The sequence below is a fragment of the Sphingomonas panacis genome (assembly GCF_001717955.1).
GTDB classification, from domain to species: domain Bacteria; phylum Pseudomonadota; class Alphaproteobacteria; order Sphingomonadales; family Sphingomonadaceae; genus Sphingomonas; species Sphingomonas panacis.
The window spans coordinates 1,412,597-1,430,345 of record NZ_CP014168.1 but is presented as its reverse complement, the minus strand read 5'-3'; the positions used below and the strand labels follow the sequence as shown (position 1 = coordinate 1,430,345).

General features: G+C 66.8%; 20 protein-coding genes and 1 tRNA gene. 7 read left to right on the top strand and 14 right to left on the bottom strand.

Annotated elements, in window-relative coordinates; translation table 11 throughout:
• Positions 1–36 precede the first annotated feature (36 nt).
• From J0A91_RS06480 to dacB, 3 genes are all read right to left on the bottom strand, one after another.
• Positions 37–858 carry a sulfite exporter TauE/SafE family protein gene (locus tag J0A91_RS06480; RefSeq protein ID WP_420852816.1) on the bottom strand — a complete coding sequence of 274 codons (822 nt, stop codon included), beginning with the start codon at positions 856–858 and terminating at the stop codon, positions 37–39.
• Positions 859–1,431: 573 nt separating this feature from the next.
• Positions 1,432–1,764, bottom strand: coding sequence for a hypothetical protein (locus J0A91_RS06475; RefSeq protein WP_240502222.1), 333 nt, complete (start codon positions 1,762–1,764; stop codon positions 1,432–1,434).
• Between the two features lie 155 nt (positions 1,765–1,919).
• Entirely contained in the window at positions 1,920–3,347 is a 1,428-nt protein-coding gene (gene dacB / locus J0A91_RS06470; RefSeq protein ID WP_069204227.1) for a D-alanyl-D-alanine carboxypeptidase/D-alanyl-D-alanine endopeptidase, read from the bottom strand.
• A gap of 289 nt (positions 3,348–3,636) precedes the next feature.
• Between dacB and J0A91_RS06465 the strand changes: the two genes are divergently transcribed.
• The 5 genes from J0A91_RS06465 to aguB all read left to right on the top strand — a co-directional run bounded on the left by J0A91_RS06465 (position 3,637) and on the right by aguB (position 10,266).
• A complete protein-coding gene (locus J0A91_RS06465) occupies positions 3,637–5,949 on the top strand; it encodes an FtsK/SpoIIIE family DNA translocase (RefSeq protein WP_069204226.1) in 2,313 nt (770 codons plus the stop codon).
• A gap of 113 nt (positions 5,950–6,062) precedes the next feature.
• The gene (locus tag J0A91_RS06460; RefSeq protein ID WP_069204225.1) at positions 6,063–6,671 is read left to right on the top strand and encodes a LolA family protein; all 609 of its coding nucleotides are present in this window, start codon (positions 6,063–6,065) and stop codon (positions 6,669–6,671) included.
• 296 nt (positions 6,672–6,967) lie between these two features.
• Positions 6,968–7,783: an exodeoxyribonuclease III gene (locus J0A91_RS06455; protein WP_240502221.1), complete on the top strand. Its 816-nt coding sequence runs from the start codon at positions 6,968–6,970 to the stop codon at positions 7,781–7,783.
• Positions 7,780–8,841, top strand: a complete 1,062-nt coding sequence (gene ribA, locus J0A91_RS06450) for a GTP cyclohydrolase II (RefSeq protein ID WP_069204224.1) — start codon at positions 7,780–7,782, stop codon at positions 8,839–8,841. The genes J0A91_RS06455 and ribA overlap by 4 nt, the downstream gene beginning before the upstream one ends.
• Positions 8,842–9,402: 561 nt before the next feature.
• Positions 9,403–10,266 (top strand): N-carbamoylputrescine amidase, encoded by an 864-nt coding sequence (gene aguB / locus J0A91_RS06445; protein WP_069204223.1) that lies wholly within the window; start codon positions 9,403–9,405, stop codon positions 10,264–10,266.
• A 368-nt stretch (positions 10,267–10,634) separates the two neighbouring features.
• Here aguB and J0A91_RS06440 read toward each other — a convergent pair whose 3' ends face one another.
• A complete protein-coding gene (locus J0A91_RS06440; protein WP_083224913.1) occupies positions 10,635–11,354 on the bottom strand; it encodes a uracil-DNA glycosylase in 720 nt (239 codons plus the stop codon).
• 25 nt (positions 11,355–11,379) lie between these two features.
• On the opposite strand from J0A91_RS06440, the gene folK reads away from it, so the two are divergent.
• On the top strand, positions 11,380–11,871 hold the full coding sequence (gene folK, locus J0A91_RS06435) for a 2-amino-4-hydroxy-6-hydroxymethyldihydropteridine diphosphokinase (protein WP_069204222.1): 492 nt from the start codon (positions 11,380–11,382) through the stop codon (positions 11,869–11,871).
• A gap of 18 nt (positions 11,872–11,889) precedes the next feature.
• Positions 11,890–11,965 (top strand) — tRNA-Lys (locus J0A91_RS06430).
• A 23-nt stretch (positions 11,966–11,988) separates the two neighbouring features.
• Here J0A91_RS06430 and J0A91_RS06425 read toward each other — a convergent pair.
• The 10 genes from J0A91_RS06425 to J0A91_RS06385 all read right to left on the bottom strand — a co-directional run bounded on the left by J0A91_RS06425 (position 11,989) and on the right by J0A91_RS06385 (position 17,675).
• On the bottom strand, positions 11,989–13,122 hold the full coding sequence (locus tag J0A91_RS06425) for a tyrosine-type recombinase/integrase (protein WP_069204221.1): 1,134 nt from the start codon (positions 13,120–13,122) through the stop codon (positions 11,989–11,991).
• Entirely contained in the window at positions 13,119–13,307 is a 189-nt protein-coding gene (locus tag J0A91_RS06420; RefSeq protein WP_069204220.1) for a hypothetical protein, read from the bottom strand. The genes J0A91_RS06425 and J0A91_RS06420 overlap by 4 nt, the downstream gene beginning before the upstream one ends.
• On the bottom strand, positions 13,304–13,996 hold the full coding sequence (locus tag J0A91_RS06415; RefSeq protein ID WP_069204219.1) for a DNA methyltransferase: 693 nt from the start codon (positions 13,994–13,996) through the stop codon (positions 13,304–13,306). Before J0A91_RS06415 ends, J0A91_RS06420 begins: the two co-directional genes overlap by 4 nt.
• On the bottom strand, positions 13,993–15,099 hold the full coding sequence (locus J0A91_RS06410; protein WP_083224535.1) for a phosphoadenosine phosphosulfate reductase domain-containing protein: 1,107 nt from the start codon (positions 15,097–15,099) through the stop codon (positions 13,993–13,995). The genes J0A91_RS06415 and J0A91_RS06410 overlap by 4 nt, the downstream gene beginning before the upstream one ends.
• Before the next feature lie 166 nt (positions 15,100–15,265).
• The gene (locus J0A91_RS06405) at positions 15,266–15,766 is read right to left on the bottom strand and encodes an ASCH domain-containing protein (protein ID WP_069204217.1); all 501 of its coding nucleotides are present in this window, start codon (positions 15,764–15,766) and stop codon (positions 15,266–15,268) included.
• Entirely contained in the window at positions 15,763–16,335 is a 573-nt protein-coding gene (locus J0A91_RS06400) for a hypothetical protein (RefSeq protein WP_069204216.1), read from the bottom strand. Before J0A91_RS06400 ends, J0A91_RS06405 begins: the two co-directional genes overlap by 4 nt.
• Positions 16,328–16,669, bottom strand: a complete 342-nt coding sequence (locus J0A91_RS06395) for a glyoxalase superfamily protein (protein WP_069204215.1) — start codon at positions 16,667–16,669, stop codon at positions 16,328–16,330. Before J0A91_RS06395 ends, J0A91_RS06400 begins: the two co-directional genes overlap by 8 nt.
• A gap of 229 nt (positions 16,670–16,898) precedes the next feature.
• Positions 16,899–17,111, bottom strand: coding sequence for a hypothetical protein (locus tag J0A91_RS06390; protein ID WP_069204213.1), 213 nt, complete (start codon positions 17,109–17,111; stop codon positions 16,899–16,901).
• Positions 17,112–17,307: 196 nt separating this feature from the next.
• Positions 17,308–17,433, bottom strand: a complete 126-nt coding sequence (locus tag J0A91_RS25050) for a hypothetical protein (RefSeq protein WP_276204607.1) — start codon at positions 17,431–17,433, stop codon at positions 17,308–17,310.
• The gene (locus J0A91_RS06385) at positions 17,433–17,675 is read right to left on the bottom strand and encodes a DUF2312 domain-containing protein (protein ID WP_069207093.1); all 243 of its coding nucleotides are present in this window, start codon (positions 17,673–17,675) and stop codon (positions 17,433–17,435) included. The genes J0A91_RS25050 and J0A91_RS06385 overlap by 1 nt, the downstream gene beginning before the upstream one ends.
• Positions 17,676–17,749 lie beyond the last annotated feature (74 nt).

The following is a 17,749-nucleotide window of genomic DNA, read 5'->3' as shown; positions in this document are numbered from 1 at the left end:
ACAAAAGTGAGAATTTCCAATCGATCGCCGAGCGGTTCAGCGCAGATGCAGCGCCTTCATGAACATCGTCAGCGAGATCACGACGAGATACAGCCCGAACACCTTCTTGAGCGGTGCCGCCGGCAGATTGTGCGCGACCGCGACGCCATAAGGCGCGGTCAAGATCGACATCGATGCGATCGCAAAGGTCGCCGGCAGATTGACGTAGCCGAGCGATCCCCACGGCAGGCCCTTCTCGCCGAAGCCGGTGATCGCGAAGCCGATCGCGGTCGGGATCGCGATCAGCACGCCGATGCCCGCCGCGGTCGCGATCGCCTTGTGGATCGAGCGGCCGCACAAGGTCATCACCATGATGGCGATGCTGCCCCCGCCAATACCGAGCAGCGAGGAGAAGGTGCCCAGCCCCCCGGCGATGGCGACGCGCGGCGCGAGGCCCGGCATCGTATCGGAAATGACGAAGTTGCTGAGCTTGGGGATGAGGAAGTTGACCGACATCAGCAGCACGCCGATCGCGAAGATCAGCAGCAGGATATGCCCGTCGACATGGTCCGCCAGCACGACGCCGATCGCGTCCCCCAGCACCAGCCACGGCGCCCAGGTCTTGAGCACTTCCATGTCGACCGCGCCGCGCTTCGCATGCGCGCGGAACGAGCGGATCGAGGTGACGATGATCGTCGCCGCCGACGTGCCGATCGCGACATGCGCATATTGCGATTTATCACCGCCGAGCAGCGGCAACAGGTACACCAGGGCCGGCACGACGATGAAGCCGCCACCAACGCCGAATATCCCCGCCGTGAAGCCGGCCGCGAGCCCCGCGACCAACAACGCCATCAGCGGGATGAGCCACGCCGTCATTTCCACCGTCATTGAGAAACAACCCCCTTATCGATCGTTCGCGCGTTTTTCGCGCTGCGCCCCATGTGTAACGAATCAGTCAAAGCGATCCGCCACCGGACATATCCGGCGGCAACAATTTTTCCCGGTGCGACCTTTCTTTTGCGGCGCAACATTAAAGTCAACTCAATATCGTTGCTTGACAGGAAAACGCCGCGATCGCGGCGGGGCTGTGGCGGATTCGGCACAGCCGGCGCCGCGCGCAGGTTGAGGATGCGGTGCCGGCGCGTGCCGCCGCTTAGGCCGCGACTCTGCAATGTCGGTGGGTTGGAGCGTTCAGACCGCTGCGAAGGCGCGCAGCGGCACGGCAAAGCCGACCTCGGGCACGAACGGTCCGTGCGTGGCGGTCCGGTTCCGCCCGGCATCCTTGGCGGCGTACAATGCCGCGCGCGCGGGGACGTCCTGACGAACGATCTCCGACCGCGATCGCGGCGACGCCGATCTCGCGCCAGTCGGTGGCGGCGAAAATCGCGTCAGATCGAGGGAGATGAAGGGCTCCTCCGCAACCGGCGAAGCCCTCCTAATCTGGTAATGTTACTTGGCGTCCTTCAGCCCGACGCACTGCTTCCACACGCCCCCGATCGTGCCGAACGCCTTGCGATATTCGATACGGCTGCCCGTACCCTCCGGGAAGATCGAGAAAGCGAGCGAGACGCCGCCATAACCGTTCTTGATCAACACGACGCGCGAACCGTCATCTTTCTCGAGCGCAGCGGTGTTATTCTTGTTCGCGAGACAGAAGGACGTCTCCTTCGCCGACTGCGACGAGTGGAAGGTCTCAGTGACGGGCATATCAAGCACCTTCTGAGTCGACGCGCATCCGCCGACTGCGACCAGCATGGCCGCAGCACCCAATTTCAGCTTCATTGCATAACCCCCGTTAGACACGGCCCGAAAGGGCCGCGCGCACGCTCTTCCGCGCGAGTGATCGCCTGTCAAGGTCGTGCGGTGACCCGAACGAGCGCTTCAACAATTCCCCGGTCCGACCTCCAAGATCGCGGTCAACAAACCTGTATTCTCCGTCAGTTCGCCGCCGCCACCGCCTCGAGCGCGGCATCCATCGCCGGCGTGGCGCTCGCGCCGTCGGGGATGTCGTTGGCGAACAGCGCGAAGGTCAGCGTGCGCCCGCTCTTCGCGATCAGCCAGCCCGACAGCGCCGAGGTGGCGTTGAGGCTGCCGGTCTTGGCGAACAGCCTGTGGTCGAGCGGCGTGCCGGCGAACCGCCGCGCCAGCGTCCCATCGGCCCCGCCGACCGGCAACGTCTCGCGCCATGCCGCACCCCAGCGCTGGCGCGCGATCCAGCGCAGCAGCGTGACGACCCCGCGCGGGCTGACGCGGTTGTAGGTCGACATGCCCGATCCGTCGGAGAGATCGACCGCCGCGCGCGGCACGCCCGCCTCGGCCAGCACGCGCCGCACTTCCGCCTGCCCGTCGGCGATCGAGCCGCTGCCGCGCACCCGCCCGATCCGGCGCAGCAGCAGTTCGGCGTGGAGGTTCTGGCTCTGCTTGTTGGTGATCCGCACATCCCCGGCGAGCGGCGGCGGCACGGCCCGCGCCAGCGCCTGCGGTTCCGGCGGATGCGCGGCGGGCGCGCCGCCACGCCGGACGGGATCGTCGGCGGGGCCGGGCGGGCGATGCCGCACCACGATCCGCCCGGTCACGTTCACACCCCGCGCGCGCAGGAGCGTGCGGAAGGTCCACGCGGCATAGTCGGCGGGATCGTCGATGCCGATCCGCTCGCGCAGCGGCTTGGCGCCGAGCGCGATCGTGCCGGTGATCCGCAGCACCCGCCCGTTCGGCGCGCGATCGAAGCCGATCGCGGTCGCGCCGCCCGCCACCGTCATCGCGGCATTCTCAACCGTATAATAAGGCGCGACTGCGATGACCGGCGCCGCGCCTGAAGATGCGGCAGGCGTCACCGTGACCGGCAGTTCGTTGTCGTCGAGCGTCAGCGCCGAGACGCCGGTGCCCGAGCGGGTCGGGATGTTGTTCCAGCTCATCCCCGGGCTCCAGCGCAGGTCCGGGAACCAGCTATCGTCGCCGATCACGTCGCGCACGCTGCGCGTCTTCGCCGCCACCGCATCGGCGAGCGTGGCGAGGCAATCGACCGAGCAATCCGCCGCGCTCGACAGCCGCGCGTCGCCGTGCCCCGCCAGCACCACGTCGCGCCCGTCGATCCGCACGCTCGCACCGCCCCCGGCATCGGGCAAGGACAGGTCGCCGAGCGTCGCATAGGCGGTCGCGGTGGTGAAGATCTTGGTATTCGAGGCCGGCATGAAGCGGTCGTCGGGATGCACCGCGACCCGTTCGCGCCCGTCCGCATCCAGGACGAGCAAGCCGAAGCGAGTCCCCGCCGGCGCGGTGGCGAGCGCAGCCGCGATCGGTCCACCCGGCGCCTGTGCGGCAGCAGGGGCTGCGAGGACGAGACACAGAGACAGCGCACGCTTCATGCGCAACAGCGTAGCGAACGAGGCCGCATCCGCAACGCATAGCCGCCCGGTGATCGACGCGAGCGTCCTGAACCTTTTCTTGTTCTCCCGCGCACGCGGGAGCCCAGGGCCAAGCAAAACCACGATTACGGCTCCTGCGACTCTGGACTCCCGCCTGCGCGGGAGAACAAGAAGGGGCATGTCGCGTGCACTCCGCCAGCGGCCCGACCGCCGCCAATCTTGACGCGAGACTCGTCCCGCGCGATGATCGCGGCGGAACCAACAGCGCACATTCAGGGAACTTCGAAGCATGGCGAGCCGCGTGCAGCCGCCGCTATGGCGTGAGACGGTGAAGGCTGGCGCGGTGCGCAGCAGCCGGGTGATCGGCGCGATGGCGATCCTGATCGGTGTCGTCGCGTTCGTCATCGCGCTGGCGAGCTACCATTCGGGCGATCCGTCGTTCAACACCGCTTCGGGAGGGCCGGCGCGCAACTGGCTCGGCCCGGTCGGCGCGTGGAGCGCTGACCTGATGCTGTTCCTGTTCGGGCCGATCGTGGTGCTGATGCTGCCGGTGCTGTTGCTGATCGCGCTGCGGCTGTGGCGCGACGTGCCGGTCGGGCGGTGGCGGCTGATGCTGCTGCTCGCGACCGCCGGCGTGGTGCTGATGGGGACGACGCTCGCGCTGATCTCGGCGACGGCGGTGCTGTGGCTGCCGGCCGGATGGGGCGGGCTCGCGGGGCTCGCCATCGCCGATTCGCTGCGCTTCGCGCTCGGCTTCATCCCCGATCAACAAGCGATGCTGTGGACCGCGCGCGCGCTGGGCGGGCTGATCGGTCTGGCCGGACTCGCCTGCTGGGCGTCGAGCTTCGTCGTCGGGCTCGACGGCGCGAGCATCCCGCGCCGGATCAAGGCGCTCGCCGATCTGCGCGAGCAGGGCGGGCTGGTCGAGGATGACCGCGAGCCCGCCGCGCCGCGCGCGCCCGACGCGCCGCGCATCACCGTGCCGCGCCCGGTCGCCCTGCCCGACGCCCGCCCCGCCCCGGTGATCAGCGACCGCACGATGGCCAGCGTCGCCGCGCCGCGCCCGCGCGCGCAGCAGACCTCGTTCGATCTCGGCGACAGTTCGCAACTGCCCTCGATCGACCTGCTCAACCCGGCCCCCGCCTCGACCGGCGGGCCGATCGACAAGGCCGCGCTCGAACGCAATGCCCGGCTGCTCGAATCGGTGCTCGACGATTTCCATGTGAAGGGATCGATCGTCAACGTCCGCCCCGGCCCGGTGGTGACGATGTACGAGCTCGAACCCGCGCCGGGCATCAAGGCCAACCGCGTCATCCAGCTCGCCGACGATATCGCGCGCAACATGTCGGCGATTTCGGCGCGTGTCGCGACGATTCCGGGGCGCACCGTGATCGGCATCGAACTCCCCAATGCGCGCCGCGAGATGGTGGGCCTGCGCGAACTGATCGACGCGATCGAGGACGAACCTGGCTCGCTGCCTTTGGTGCTCGGCAAGAACATCGCCGGCGATCCGGTGATCGCCAACCTCGCGCCGATGCCGCATCTGCTCGTCGCGGGCACCACCGGATCGGGCAAGTCGGTCGGCCTCAACAGCATGATCCTGTCGCTGCTGTACCGGCTCCGGCCCGACCAGTGCCGGATGATCATGATCGATCCCAAGATGCTCGAACTGAGCATGTACGACGACATCCCGCACCTGCTCTCTCCCGTCGTCACCGATCCCGCCAAGGCGGTGCGCGCGCTTAAATGGGCGGTCGAACAGATGGAGGACCGCTACCGGCAGATGTCGTCGGTCGGCGTGCGCAGCCTCGCCAGCTTCAACGACAAGGTGCGCGCCGCCAAGGTCAAGGGGCAGCCGCTCGGCCGCAAGGTGCAGACCGGCTACCACCCCGACACCGGCGCGCCGATCTACGAGGAAGAGACGCTCGACTATCAGATCCTGCCGCAGATCGTGGTGATCGTCGACGAGCTCGCCGATCTGATGATGACCGCGGGCAAGGAAGTCGAATTCCTCATCCAGCGGCTCGCGCAGAAAGCGCGCGCGGCCGGCATCCACCTCATCATGGCGACCCAGCGGCCGTCGGTGGACGTCATCACCGGCGTCATCAAGGCGAACCTTCCAACGCGGATTTCCTTCCACGTCACCTCGAAGATCGATTCGCGCACCATTCTGGGCGAACAGGGCGCCGAGCAACTGCTCGGCAAGGGCGACATGCTGTACATGCCCGGCGGCAAGGGCATCGTTCGCGTCCACGGCCCGTTCGTGTCCGACGACGAGGTGCATGCCGTCGCCGATCACTGGCGTGCGCAGGGCCGGCCCGATTACATCCAGTCGGTGACCGAGGAGCCCGAGGAGAGCTTCGCGATGGACGGCGCGCCGGCCGGCGAGGATTCGGCCGAGGACCAGCAATATCGCAACGCGATCCAGTTGGTGTGCGAAAGCCAGAAGGCCTCGACCTCGTGGCTCCAGCGCCAGCTTCGCATCGGCTACAACTCGGCGGCGCGGCTGATCGAACGGATGGAGAAGGACGGCATCGTCGGCCGCCCCGACCATGTCGGCCGCCGCGAAGTGCTGCGCGACCGCGAGGGCAACCCGGTTTAGGGGACGCACGACGCACGCCCGGACTCGGCCGGGGCCAACGCCGCCGGAATGCGTTAAGAGCGGGTTCAAGCCGCGCCGCCTAAGTCTCGCGCGCAGATTTCGGGAGTTACCACATGATCCGTTCTCCGGCCTGGGCGCTGCTCGCGGCGCCCGCCCTCATCGCCGCCGCGCCTGCCAACCAGGATCTCGCGCTCGTGCAGAAGCACCTGCGCAGCATCCAGACGATGACCGCGGCGTTCACGCAGACCGATCGCAACGGCAAGGTCGTCACCGGCACGCTGACGCTCAAGCAGCCCGGCAAGATCCGCTTCCAATATCAGAAGGGCGTGTCGATCCTGATCGTCGGCGACGGCAAGGCGCTGACCTTCATCGATTATTCGGTGCGGCAGGTGCAGCGCTGGCCGATCGGCTCGACTCCGCTCGGCGTGCTGCTCAACCCCGATCGCGACATCGCCGGCATCGCGCACGTCGTCGACAGCGGCGATCCGCGCATCATCTCGATCGACGCGGCCGATCCCAAGCATCCCGAATACGGCCGGATCAACATGGTCTTCACCCGCGACGCCGCCGCGCCGGCGGGGTTGCGGATGGAAGGCTGGGTCGCGCTCGATTCGCAGAACAACCGCACCACCATCCGCCTCTCGGACGAACGGTTCAACGCGCCCGTCTCCGACGGAACGTTCCGCTGGAACGACCCGCGCAGCAAATCGCCGAAGGGCTGAGCTTCCCCGCGCAACGCAATGTTTCCGTGGGGAAACACAATAACGCCGATGTCATCCGATTCTGGCCGGTTCGTTCATAGTGGCGACAGGTTCACGGGCCTAGATCGGTCTTGCGGTTGCGGGGACCTTGAGATTTCCCCCTGTTGCTTGAGGCTCCGCTCCCCGCCTGCGTGACGAACGCCGGTCGGCCCTCGCTCCATGCCCCCGGAGCGAGGGCCTTTCCGTTTTCGCGCCCTGCCGACCGGAATGCGCCCCTGTAAACAACCGCGCTGGCGTAGCGTCGCGGCGATGGCTACATGCCTGCAATGCCTTCTTCCGCCGCCGACACGCTGAAAATCGTCTCCTGGAACATCAACTCGGTGCGGTTCCGCATCGAGATCGTCGAACAGTTCCTGCGCGAGGTTTCGCCCGACATCCTGTGCCTTCAGGAAACCAAGGTGATCGACGGCGATTTCCCCGCCGCCGCGTTCAAGGCGCTCGGCTACAAGCACATCATGCTCCACGGCCAGCGCATGCACCACGGCGTCGCGATCCTCAGCCGTGTGCCGCTGGTCGAGGACGACCGGCTCGACTGGCAGGCGAATCGCGAGGCGCGCCATATCGGCGTGCGGCTGGCGAACGGGATGCGGATCGAGAACGTCTATGTGCCGGCGGGCGGCGACGTGCCCGATCGCGACGTGAACCCCAAGTTCGGCCAGAAGCTCGATTTCGTCGAGCGGATGACCGCCTGGTCGAAGAGCCTCACCGCGCCCACGCTGCTGGTCGGCGATTTCAACATCGCGCCGCTGCCCTCGGACGTATGGGGGCACAAGCAATTGCTGAACGTCGTCAGCCATACGCCGATCGAGGTCGATGCGCTCGACCGGCTCAAGGCGTCGAACACCTGGGTCGATCTCGGCCGGCATTTCCACCCCGCCCCGGCGCGGCTGCATACGTGGTGGAGCTACCGCTCGCCCGATTTCACCGTCAACGATCGCGGGCGCCGGCTCGACCATATGTGGGCGACCGCCGAGGTCGCCGCCAAGGCGGTGTCGCATACCGTGTTCGAAGGCTGCCGGAGCTGGCTCAAACCCTCCGATCACGTGCCGATCATGACCGAGTTCGCGGCATGAGCGATGCACGGCTGACCGCGCTGGCGATCGACGCGCTGCGGCGCGGCTGGCCGATCGCGATCCACGGCGCGGATGGTAGTTTGGCGCTGCTGCCGATCGAAACCGCCGATCCGGCGCGGCTCGCCGCGTTCGATCCGACCGGCGTCGCGCCGGTGCTGCTCAGCGCCGGCCGCGCGGTGACGCTCAAGCTCGCCAACCAGCGCGACGCCGCCGTGCCCGACGCGCCGGTGCTGATCGACCGCACGCGCTGGCTCGATTTCGCCGCCGCGACCGCACTCGCCGATCCGCAATTCGATCTCCAGAACCCGCTGATGGGGCCGTTCTACGCGACCCCGCTCGCCGAGACCGCGGCGGCCGGCGCGGCGCTCGCGCTCGCGCGGATCGGCGGGATGCTGCCGGCGTTCTTCGCGCTGCCGGGCGGATCGGCCGCGCTGACGATCACCCCGGCCGATATCGGCGCGCACGAGGATGCGGCGCGCCTCACCATCGCCACGCACGCGCGCCTGCCGGTCGCGGGCGCCGAACACGCCGAGATCTACGCCTTCCGAACCCCCGAAATGCCCGGCGAGCATGTCGCGCTGCTGATCGGCACGCCCGACGGCACGCCGCCGCTGGTGCGGCTGCACAGCGAATGCCTGACCGGCGACGTGCTCGGCAGCCTGAAGTGCGATTGCGGCCCGCAACTCGACGCGGCGATCGCGGCGATCACGGCGAGCGGCTGGGGCATCCTGCTGTATCTGCGGCAGGAGGGGCGCGGCATCGGCCTGATCAACAAGCTGCGCGCCTATGCGCTTCAGGATCAGGGCTTCGACACGGTCGACGCCAACACGAGGCTCGGCTTCGCGATCGATTCGCGCAATTTCGCGGTGGCGGCGCGGATGCTCGCGCTGCTTGGGCAGGATGCGGTGCGGCTGCTCACCAACAACCCCGAAAAGGTCGCGCAACTCGAAGCGGCTGGCATCACCGTCACCCAGCGCGTTCCGCACGTGCTGCCCGCCAACCCGCACAACGAACGCTATCTGGCGACCAAGCGCGACCGCACCGGGCACCAGTTCTGAGCCGCTCCTTCTAGGGAGGTCAGCTCCCGCCCAGTTGCGGCCGTTCAGCGGATCGTTAGATTGGACGAGTGAGACGCTTACTTGTCCTATCATTTCTAGCGCTGGCGAGTTGCGGGGGAAAAGCCGAGCCAGAATTAACGCATGGCTTGCCGGCTAATTTCAAAGAGGGAACCGCAGAACTAAACAGGCGAGTTCAACTCCGTTTTCCGATTGGCTCGTCCGAATCAGAAGTGGTTAAGCAGTTGAGAGGAGATGGCTTTATTTTAGGCCCCGCTGCCAAAGATGAGGATGGCCCGTGGCACGATGCAACCTTCGAGCGGAAAGGTTTTCCCTGCATCATTGGGTGGTCAATCCGGTGGAGAGCAGAGGCATCGCGGATTACACGCATATGGGCAATATATGCCGGTCAATGTCTCTGAGGCGCGATGTTCGCTCCCCAGCCACGTTGCGCCGTTCGCGCGCCTTTCCCAACGCTCCGCTCATCCCCATCTCCGCCTACCTCACGCGCAATTCTGCGACCTGGAGGGTGCGGATGTCACAGGCAGCCGCTATGGGAGCGTCATGACCGAGATCAAAGTCGCTGCGCTGCAGCTCGCCTTCAGCAACGATATTGATGCCAATATCGCCCATGTCTCAGAGCTCGTCCGCGAGGCGGCCAGCAAAGGCGCGCAGGTGATCCTGCCGCCCGAACTGTTCGAGGGGGAATATTTCTGCCGGGTCGAGGACGAGGGGCTGTTCGCCACCGCCAAGCCGACCGCCGAGCACAAGGCGGTGCTGGCGATGCAGGCGCTGGCCAGGGAACTCGGCGTCTATATCCCGACCAGCTTCTTCGAGGCGGACGGGCCGCACCATTACAATTCGCTGGCGATGATCGGCCCCGACGGCGGCGTGATGGGCGTCTACCGCAAGAGCCACATCCCCGATGGCCCCGGCTATGAGGAGAAATTCTACTTCCGCCCCGGCAACACCGGCTTCAAGGTCTGGCCGGGGCCGCCAATTTCGGGGAAAGCCGCCACGCTCGGCGTCGGGGTGTGCTGGGATCAATGGTATCCCGAGACGGCGCGCGCGATGATGCTGATGGGCGCCGAAATCCTGTTCTACCCGACCGCGATCGGCAGCGAGCCGCACGATGCCGATCTCGATACCTCGCGGCTGTGGCGGCGCGCGATGGTCGGCCATGCCGTGTCGAACGTGGTGCCGGTGGTGGCGGCGAATCGAATCGGCACCGAACACGGCCAGAGCTTCTACGGGCACAGCTTCATCTGCGACGAACGCGGCGATCTGGTCGCGGAATTCGGTGCGGGCGAGACTGGCGTGCTGACCGCGACCTTCGATCTCGATCGCGTCAAGCGCCACCGCGCCGCTTTCGGCTTCTTCCGCGATCGTCGGCCCGACCTGTACGGACGGCTCGCGCAGGACGTGTGAACGCTATCATTCGCAAAGTTTCACCACTCGTCGACGCAGAACACCGCATCGTCGTATTTCTGCAAGAGTAATTGCAAATTTTGCACTTGCGAGCGGCCGTGTTGCGGCGCACAAAGAGTGTGCCTTTCAGGCATCCTCTCCTAAAACTTTTCAGGCCGGTCTCGTACCGGCCTTTTTTTTTTGGTTTCGACTCGGCTAGGCCTCTGCGTGTCGTAGCCGCCGTCTCGAACATAAGAACGCCCTGGGGAGGACGCCGCCGGTAAGACCGGCACCGGCGATTACGATACGCGGGGGATCGAGCGAGGCGCTCTCCTCCGCGTCCGTGTTTGTTTTGACGAAGCAGCCAATCTCCGCCCTCTCGTTCGCAATTACACGTGCCCGCGAAGCTCCAGCGCGCGCGCGAACACCGCCTCGAACATCTCGCTCGTGAGCACGCCGGTGTTCTGGTTGTGGCGCGAGCAGTGATAGCTATCGATCAGTATGCGCCCGTCGGGCATGCGATGCTCGGCAAGGTGGGCGAACCGCGCTTTGGGGAGCCGCCCGCCGAGCACCTTCACCGCCGATTGGTGCGCCCGCTCGCCGAGCGCGACGAACACGCGCGCGCTTGGCAAGGCCGCGACCTGATCGTCGAGGAACGCGCGGCAGGTGCGGATTTCCTCGGGCGTCGGCTTGTTCTCGGGCGGCAGGCATTTGACCGCACTGAGGATGATCGCGCCGTCCAGCCGAAGCGAATCATCGGGCTTGGCCTCGTACACGCCCGAGGCGAGACCGAATTTGGCGAGCGTCGCGAACAGCAGGTCGCCGGCGTAATCGCCGGTGAACGGCCGCCCGGTGCGATTCGCGCCGTGCTTGCCGGGGGCGAGGCCGATGATGCCGAGCCACGCTTGCGGATCGCCGAACGCGGGCACGGGCGCGTTCCACCATTTCGGATATTCGACTCGCAGCGCATCGCGCACCGCGACGAGGCGCGGGCAGCGCGGGCAATCGTGCGGCGGCTCGGTCTCGGGCAGCGGGCTCGTCGGGACGAACGCCTCCGGCGCGGGATCGGGCAGGTCGGAGACGGGCGGGTTGGGGCTTGGGGACAGCATCACGCTGGCGTAGGCGGGTGCCGCCATGCCGACAAGCTATGCCCTCGCGCTCGGATCGAACCGCCGCGGCCGCCACGGGTCTCCTGCCGCCGAATTGCGCGCCGCGATCGCCGGGATCGCCCGGCTCGGGCGGGTCCGCGCGGTCGCGCCGGTGTTCGATACAGCACCGCTCGGGCCGTCGTCGCGGCGCTTCGCCAACAGTGCGGTATTACTGGAAACACCGCTCGATCCGCCGGCTTTGCTCGCCGCGCTCAAGGCCATCGAGCGCGGCTTCGGGCGGCGGCGCGGCCAGCGCTGGGGGGCGCGCGTGATCGATCTCGACATCATCCTGTGGAGCGGCGGGCGCGTGCGCCTGCCGAAGCTCGTCATCCCGCATCCCGCCTTCCGCGCGCGTCGCTTCGTGCTCGATCCGCTCGCGCAGATCGCCCCGCTGTGGCGCGATCCGCAGTCGGGGCATACCATCCGCCAGCTCGCCGCGCGGGCACGCATGGTTGACCGGCGGGCCAAGCGCCCCTAACGGGCGTCCTTCGGTTGGGGGCTCGTAGCTCAGTCGGTAGAGCAACGGACTTTTAATCTGTAGGTCCCGGGTTCGAATCCCGGCGAGCCCACCACCGAGCCGAAAAAACGGCGGAAATCAGCCGTTCTTGTCAGGGTTAGGCAAATTCGGGTCAGCCCGGTTAGCCAATTCTGCCGGATTTCGCTCCGAAAAGCGTTCGATCACCCGCCCCAGCGTGAGGTCGGCGAGGCGTTCTTGCTCGATGCCGGCGACATAGGTGCGGACCTCCTCGTCGCCCTTCCAGCCGCCTACCGCCTTGATGCCCTGCTGCGTTGCCTCGGTCTCGGCCGAGCGGCGCGCGATCGCCTTGCGCAAGCCGTGCGCGGTACATTGCGGCAGGCCGGCCGCGTCGCACCACTCGCGCATGCGGTTGCCAAAGCCGTCTTTCGTGAAGGGCTTGCCATAGTGGGTGACGAGGAAGGTATCGATTCCCACGGTCGGCATCGCCTCGATCGCGCGGCGTAGATCCGGCGCGACGGGTAGCCAGAGATCCGCGCCATTCTTGCGCGCCTCGAAATTGATCTTCCCGCGCACGATGTGCTTTCGACCGAACCGCGTCGCATCGCCGCGCCGCTGCCCGGTCCAAAGCAGGATTTCCAGCGCCAGGCGCGCGTTCGTGCCGAGTGGATGGTGATCCTTGTAACGTTGGATGTCGGCTTCGGTCCAACTGTAGAAGCTGCCGATCTTAGCCTTGCCGACCGGCGCTGCTTCCTCAACGGGATTGTCGGTGCGCCACTTGATGCGTTTGGCGTAGCGGAACAGCCGATCCAGTTCCTCGCGCAGGTTCATCGCGGCCACCATGCCCCCGACGGTGCGGCCTTTGTCGGTTTTCCGCTTCTCGCAGCGAGCGAGCAGGATTGCTTCGATATGCTCGAAGGTGAAATTGGCGACCAGGTCGTTGCCGAACTCCGCGCGGATGCTCTCGAGGATCCCGCGCCGGCGCTTGCGGCTCTCATCCGAACCCGCACCGCGAAAATCGGCCGAGGCATAGAAGCGGTTGAGCAGATCACTGACGCTACGCGGGATCACACCGGGGCTGGCCGCACTCGCCTTGCTGGCGCCATCCACTAGCGCCCGATACTCTGCGTCGAAGCCCGGCTGATCGGGCAAGGTCTTCATGTAGGACGCCGGCGCGCCAGTCTTGCGGAAGCGCGCGCGCAACTTGCCGTGGCGATCGGGGCCGACAGTCACGTTGCGATAGCGGGTTTTCATCGTCGGGGCAGGATCCTGTCGAGCGGATTGGCCGGTGCGGGCAGTTCCACCGAATCGTCGGCCGCATCGATCACCATGTTACCGGTTACGTCAATTCCGACGCGAACGCGCGTAAAGCCAGCCGCCCGCGCGCCGCGCAACGCCCGCGTAATGTCCTGTTGTTTGAACCGGGCGGGCGCCGTCATGCCGCCATCCTCTCCAACTCGGCGACCGCCGTGGCGATGCGCTCCACCGCCGTTGCGAAATATCGCGGATCCCGCTCGATGCCAGTGAAGCGCTTGCCGGCGCGGATCGCGGCGACGCCGGTCGAGCCTGTTCCCATGAACGGGTCGCAAATGCTCGTGCCGGCCGCGTTGGCGATGATCTTGCTCATCAGGGCGTCTGGCTTGCAGGTCGGATGGTCGAAGCGCGCGGCGAGGCGCGGCGACGATATGCGGCTGACGCGCATCAGCTCGGCGAGCGTGCCCGAAGGATGATATCCGCGGTTCCACGCATGGACGTAGAACTCGACGTCGGGCCGATAATGCTTGTTGGCGACCGGCTGCGGGTTCGTCTTCTGCCAGACGCACAGCGCATGGCGGTGGAACTGGCCTTGGACCAGGCGCAGCAGCTCGGCGAGCTGGTCGTTGTGGGCGAAGACGATCGCCGCGCCGCACAGCAGCGGGTTGACGATCGCCATGTCGAAGCCGCGATGCAGCGCCTCGTCCGTGATCCGGTCCATGTTCGGGCGCGCCTTGCGGTAGCGCCCGCCACCCTCGGCGCGGAACCGGTAGGGCGGGTCCGCTACGTCGGCATCGTGGAAGCCGAGCTGAGGACGGATGTTGTAGGCGTCGCCGCAGTAGAGCGTGGCCCGGCCTATGATGACGGGCGTCATGCCGCTTCCTTCACCCGTTGGGCATCGTACAGGGCAGCTATGCGGTCGCGGATCAGTTGAGGCGTGTCGTAGGGCGAGGCGAGACCGTGCATGGCGAGGATCGCGGTGCGGGTGGTCAGGATGACGCTCGCTTCTGCGAGCGAGGGCACGCGCTGTGGCCAGCCCTTCACGTAGCGGAGGTTAGCGGGCATCCTATCCTCAAGCCGGCGCCGCTCCTGGGCGAGCGCCTTGCCGCGCGCGAAATCTGCCGCGAGCGACGCCGGCAACAGATCCGGCGCGACATCGCCGAGCCAGCGCTCGGGCTGGAATGAGAAGGTCGAGGTAGCCTCGATATCGACCAAGTGCAGCAGCACGCCGAGGTTACCGGGCGCGCGCGCCGCCACGCCGATATCGTTCGCCGAAGCCAACACACAGAAGGCGCAGCCGAACCGGGTGCTGCCCAGCGGATATGCCTCGGCGAGTGGCAGGCGCTCGCGCGCGATGTAGGTATAGACCTCGTCCTCGCGGACATCGACGCCCGGGTGCCAAGTGATGATGCCGCCCCCGTTGGCTCGCACCCACGGCTTCCCTTCGACCTTAGAAATTGGCGCAAGGCGGCGTTTGAGGCTCTCCTCGCGGCGGATGCCGACGACGGAAAGGATTTGTGTGCCGCGCCAGCGGCGCAGCAGCTCGGGGAGGATGACCTGCGTCTTCAACTCGGCTGTGCAGAAGCGGTTGCTGGCCGAACTCCACGGACCGGTGAGGTGGTAAGTGAGCAGATCGACATAGCGCTCGCAGCCCAGCTCGAAGCGGCGTTTCCAGCGATCAACCAGATCGCCAGCCTTGCGGCGCACGATGATGAGCGGCACGCCGATCGCGGCGGCGGCCGATTCGACCAGCGCGGGCGTCGATCGCCACTCGATCCGGCCGAGATCTGCATGGACTGCCGCGCGCCGCTCGCGCGGGTGGCTGAGCTGGTCGAGCAGCGCGTTGGTGGCATGGCCGATCGAGACGCTGTCCTTGCCGCCTGACAGGCTGAAAGCGACGGGCGCGCCCGCTGCGATGGCGGCACGCACGCGATCGTCAATGGCAAGATTTGCGAAGCCGGCGGCGAAGAGGTTCATCTGCGACCTCATCGATCTGCCCTCCCGCGAAACCGGGCGTCGAGCTTGGTCGCGGTGACCTCGACTGACCACATCCCGAGAGTTAGGCGGATATAGCCGCCATCCCAATCGCCGTTGCGATCGGATTGAACGGCACCGCCCCATGTGACGCGCGGAAGCCAGCGCATCACAACGCCACCTCGGCCGGGGTCGGCCAATTCCAGACACCCTGTGCGCCGCGCATCGGGATCTGCACGCCCCAATGTTCGATATCGAGCATTGGCCAGCCCCAGTTTGCATGCTGGTCGCGATCACTGTCGTTCGCGCGGGGCACGCCGAACTCTTCGGCTATGTCAGTGCCAAGGCGCGGTTCGCCGACGATCGCGGTGCCGAGGCCGGCCGACATCGGGAGTTGCCCTTCCAGCGCGGCGTTGAGGACGGGTATCGCCAATTCGGGCTTGAGGCACAGTTCGGCCGCAGCCTGGGCGAATGCGTCGCAGCGGTCGCGCAACGCCAATGCACAGAGCATATCGTTGAGATCGTCGCGACGGACTTTGTGCGCTCCCGCGTGGATGACGATGCGCTGGCCGATGACGGAACGCGGCGCGCGCCAGCCGCGAAACTCGTAGGGCTTGGCGCCGGCGATAATGAGCGAGGCCCAGGGCTGCCAGATGGTGAGGGCTTTCATCGCACGATGATCCACTCGTGAGCGCAGCCCGGACCCCAGTTCTTGCTCCTGACCCGGCCGGCCGCTTCGAGGCGGTGCAGGCGACGGCGAACCTTCGCGACAGAGATCGCGCTACGCTGGACGTGCAACTCCGAGGCGAGAACGTTGCGTATGACGTAGGTGAAGATCCCGGAGGGGCGATGCTGCATCGCTGCTAGGATCTGCTCGTCGGTGATGGCCGTTTTATTGGTTTGCGCGAGAGCGCTTTCGACCGCGTCCAGCACGGCTTGCATATCGCTCATGTGCGTCAAGCCAGCGGCGTTGAACACCTGGGCCATCGTTCGCTCGCCGATGTTATAGAGCTGGGTGTTGCCGGCAGCGGCGCAAGCGAGGGTCTCGCGAACGATCGCGCTGATCCATTCCTGGCCGCCTTCGTCCAGCTCGCCCCATTCGATGGCGCAGTAGACGCGCATCAGCGGTTCGCTGTTGGTGATGCGTTCGGCGAGGGGGAACACGGTCTGGAGCGCTACGGCGCGGATCTCCGCAGGGCTTTTGCGCGGATGTGTCGTGATGGATGTCGGATCAAACATGATCTACCCCCGCGCCGAAGTGGAGTGGGGTTTCGGCGAGGACGCCGAGCAGGAACATGCGATCGAGCGGCTCGGCGGGCTTGTAGATATCGCTGTGCATCTGCCGAGTCGGCGCACGCATGTGGTCGAGCTGGATCAGCCGACGGACCGCGCGATCTGGCATCCATTGCAGGGGTTCGCCGGAAATCGCCGCGAGTTGCAGCGCGTGGTAGCTGCGAAAGCCCAGCCCGGCCGCGATGGCCTCGAGACAGAGCGTGTGGGTTATATCCACGCCTTTTGCGAGCAGCGCGCGTTTGAACCGCTTGGCGGCGTTCTTGACCTTTTCAATCTTCATTGGTCGCTCCCTTCTCCGAGCAGGCGCTCGGTGTTGCGGTAGGTTTGCTCCGGGCTGGCGCTGGGCGTGATCGGCGCGGCCGAGGGCGGCAGAGGTTCGGGCGGTGCTTCCGGCAGCGGTCTGCCCGCCCGCAGGGCGTCCAGCCGCGCGAGCGCCAGGCGGTGCCGGGCAACCGCGAGCGCGAGGCGCTGTGGGCTGTCAGGCTCCGATCGGGCGCGCCGGCGTGGCATCAGCACCCGACGCCGAGATGCTCGGCAAAGCCCTTGAGGCGTTCGAGCTTGGCACGCGCGGCCGCGATCTGGCGCGGTAGCGTGCGCCAGGTCGAGTCGTACCAGCGCTCGAGCTGCGCCAGCTCGGCCTCCTCGGCCGGCGTCAGTTTCGCTTTGATCGACAGCGCGACGCGCCGATCGTCGCGCTTGCGCATTTCGCGTGCGCTGAGCATCAGCGGATCCCCGTGATGTGCGAGACGATCAGCGCGATCAGCATCGCAATCAGGTATGTGGAGACCGCTCGGGCATAAGCGCGCAGGGAGGACGTCAGAAACGGACGTGCGCCCGCGAACTTCGACGGTGCGCGTTGAGCGCCGGGGCAATGAACGCAGCGGCAATTCTGACTGTGGACGTGGCTGTAGCGGGGCATCAGCGGCTCCGATCGAAGGTGGCGAGGAAAGCGACGAAGATGATCGGCGCGGCTAGGATCGCGAGCAGGACGATCGCGACCTTGCGGGCGCGCGGGTAGCGCGGCGCGGGCGTGGCGGGCGGCATCAGGCGAGGCCCAACGCGGACTTGTACGTCTCGAGGATCGCCTCGAATTCGTCGCGGTGGTGCTTCTCGGTCTTGCGAAGCGCGATAATCGCGCGGATGCCCTTGATGTCGAACCCGGTGCTCTTCAACTCGGCCTCGACGTCGCGAATATCCTCGTTGATGCCGTTCCGCTCTTCATGCAGCCGCTCGATGCGCTCGATGCCGAGGCGGAGCTGCTCGGCGCCGCTCTCTCCGTTGGTCACGATCGGGTCGGGCGGAGTCGCCTTCTTCTTGGCCTTGCCCTTGCCGACGATCGTCGGAACGAACGGCGTCGGGA

What these genes read in the sequence shown, in the direction of transcription:
- folK (WP_069204222.1), top strand. Translation starts at nt 11,380, where the DNA reads ATGCCGACAAGCTATGCCCTCGCGCTCGGATCGAACCGCCGCGGCCGC.
- ribA (WP_069204224.1), top strand. Translation starts at nt 7,780, where the DNA reads ATGAGCGATGCACGGCTGACCGCGCTGGCGATCGACGCGCTGCGGCGC.
- J0A91_RS06455 (WP_240502221.1), top strand. Translation starts at nt 6,968, where the DNA reads ATGCCTGCAATGCCTTCTTCCGCCGCCGACACGCTGAAAATCGTCTCC.
- J0A91_RS06420 (WP_069204220.1), bottom strand. Translation starts at nt 13,307, where the DNA reads ATGACGGCGCCCGCCCGGTTCAAACAACAGGACATTACGCGGGCGTTG.
- J0A91_RS06465 (WP_069204226.1), top strand. Translation starts at nt 3,637, where the DNA reads ATGGCGAGCCGCGTGCAGCCGCCGCTATGGCGTGAGACGGTGAAGGCT.
- J0A91_RS25050 (WP_276204607.1), bottom strand. Translation starts at nt 17,433, where the DNA reads ATGCCGCCCGCCACGCCCGCGCCGCGCTACCCGCGCGCCCGCAAGGTC.
- J0A91_RS06400 (WP_069204216.1), bottom strand. Translation starts at nt 16,335, where the DNA reads ATGTTTGATCCGACATCCATCACGACACATCCGCGCAAAAGCCCTGCG.
- J0A91_RS06390 (WP_069204213.1), bottom strand. Translation starts at nt 17,111, where the DNA reads ATGCTCAGCGCACGCGAAATGCGCAAGCGCGACGATCGGCGCGTCGCG.
- aguB (WP_069204223.1), top strand. Translation starts at nt 9,403, where the DNA reads ATGACCGAGATCAAAGTCGCTGCGCTGCAGCTCGCCTTCAGCAACGAT.
- J0A91_RS06480 (WP_420852816.1), bottom strand. Translation starts at nt 858, where the DNA reads ATGACGGCGTGGCTCATCCCGCTGATGGCGTTGTTGGTCGCGGGGCTC.
- J0A91_RS06440 (WP_083224913.1), bottom strand. Translation starts at nt 11,354, where the DNA reads ATGCTGTCCCCAAGCCCCAACCCGCCCGTCTCCGACCTGCCCGATCCC.
- J0A91_RS06475 (WP_240502222.1), bottom strand. Translation starts at nt 1,764, where the DNA reads ATGAAGCTGAAATTGGGTGCTGCGGCCATGCTGGTCGCAGTCGGCGGA.
- dacB (WP_069204227.1), bottom strand. Translation starts at nt 3,347, where the DNA reads ATGAAGCGTGCGCTGTCTCTGTGTCTCGTCCTCGCAGCCCCTGCTGCC.
- J0A91_RS06395 (WP_069204215.1), bottom strand. Translation starts at nt 16,669, where the DNA reads ATGAAGATTGAAAAGGTCAAGAACGCCGCCAAGCGGTTCAAACGCGCG.
- J0A91_RS06405 (WP_069204217.1), bottom strand. Translation starts at nt 15,766, where the DNA reads ATGAAAGCCCTCACCATCTGGCAGCCCTGGGCCTCGCTCATTATCGCC.
- J0A91_RS06415 (WP_069204219.1), bottom strand. Translation starts at nt 13,996, where the DNA reads ATGACGCCCGTCATCATAGGCCGGGCCACGCTCTACTGCGGCGACGCC.
- J0A91_RS06410 (WP_083224535.1), bottom strand. Translation starts at nt 15,099, where the DNA reads ATGAACCTCTTCGCCGCCGGCTTCGCAAATCTTGCCATTGACGATCGC.
- J0A91_RS06425 (WP_069204221.1), bottom strand. Translation starts at nt 13,122, where the DNA reads ATGAAAACCCGCTATCGCAACGTGACTGTCGGCCCCGATCGCCACGGC.
- J0A91_RS06460 (WP_069204225.1), top strand. Translation starts at nt 6,063, where the DNA reads ATGATCCGTTCTCCGGCCTGGGCGCTGCTCGCGGCGCCCGCCCTCATC.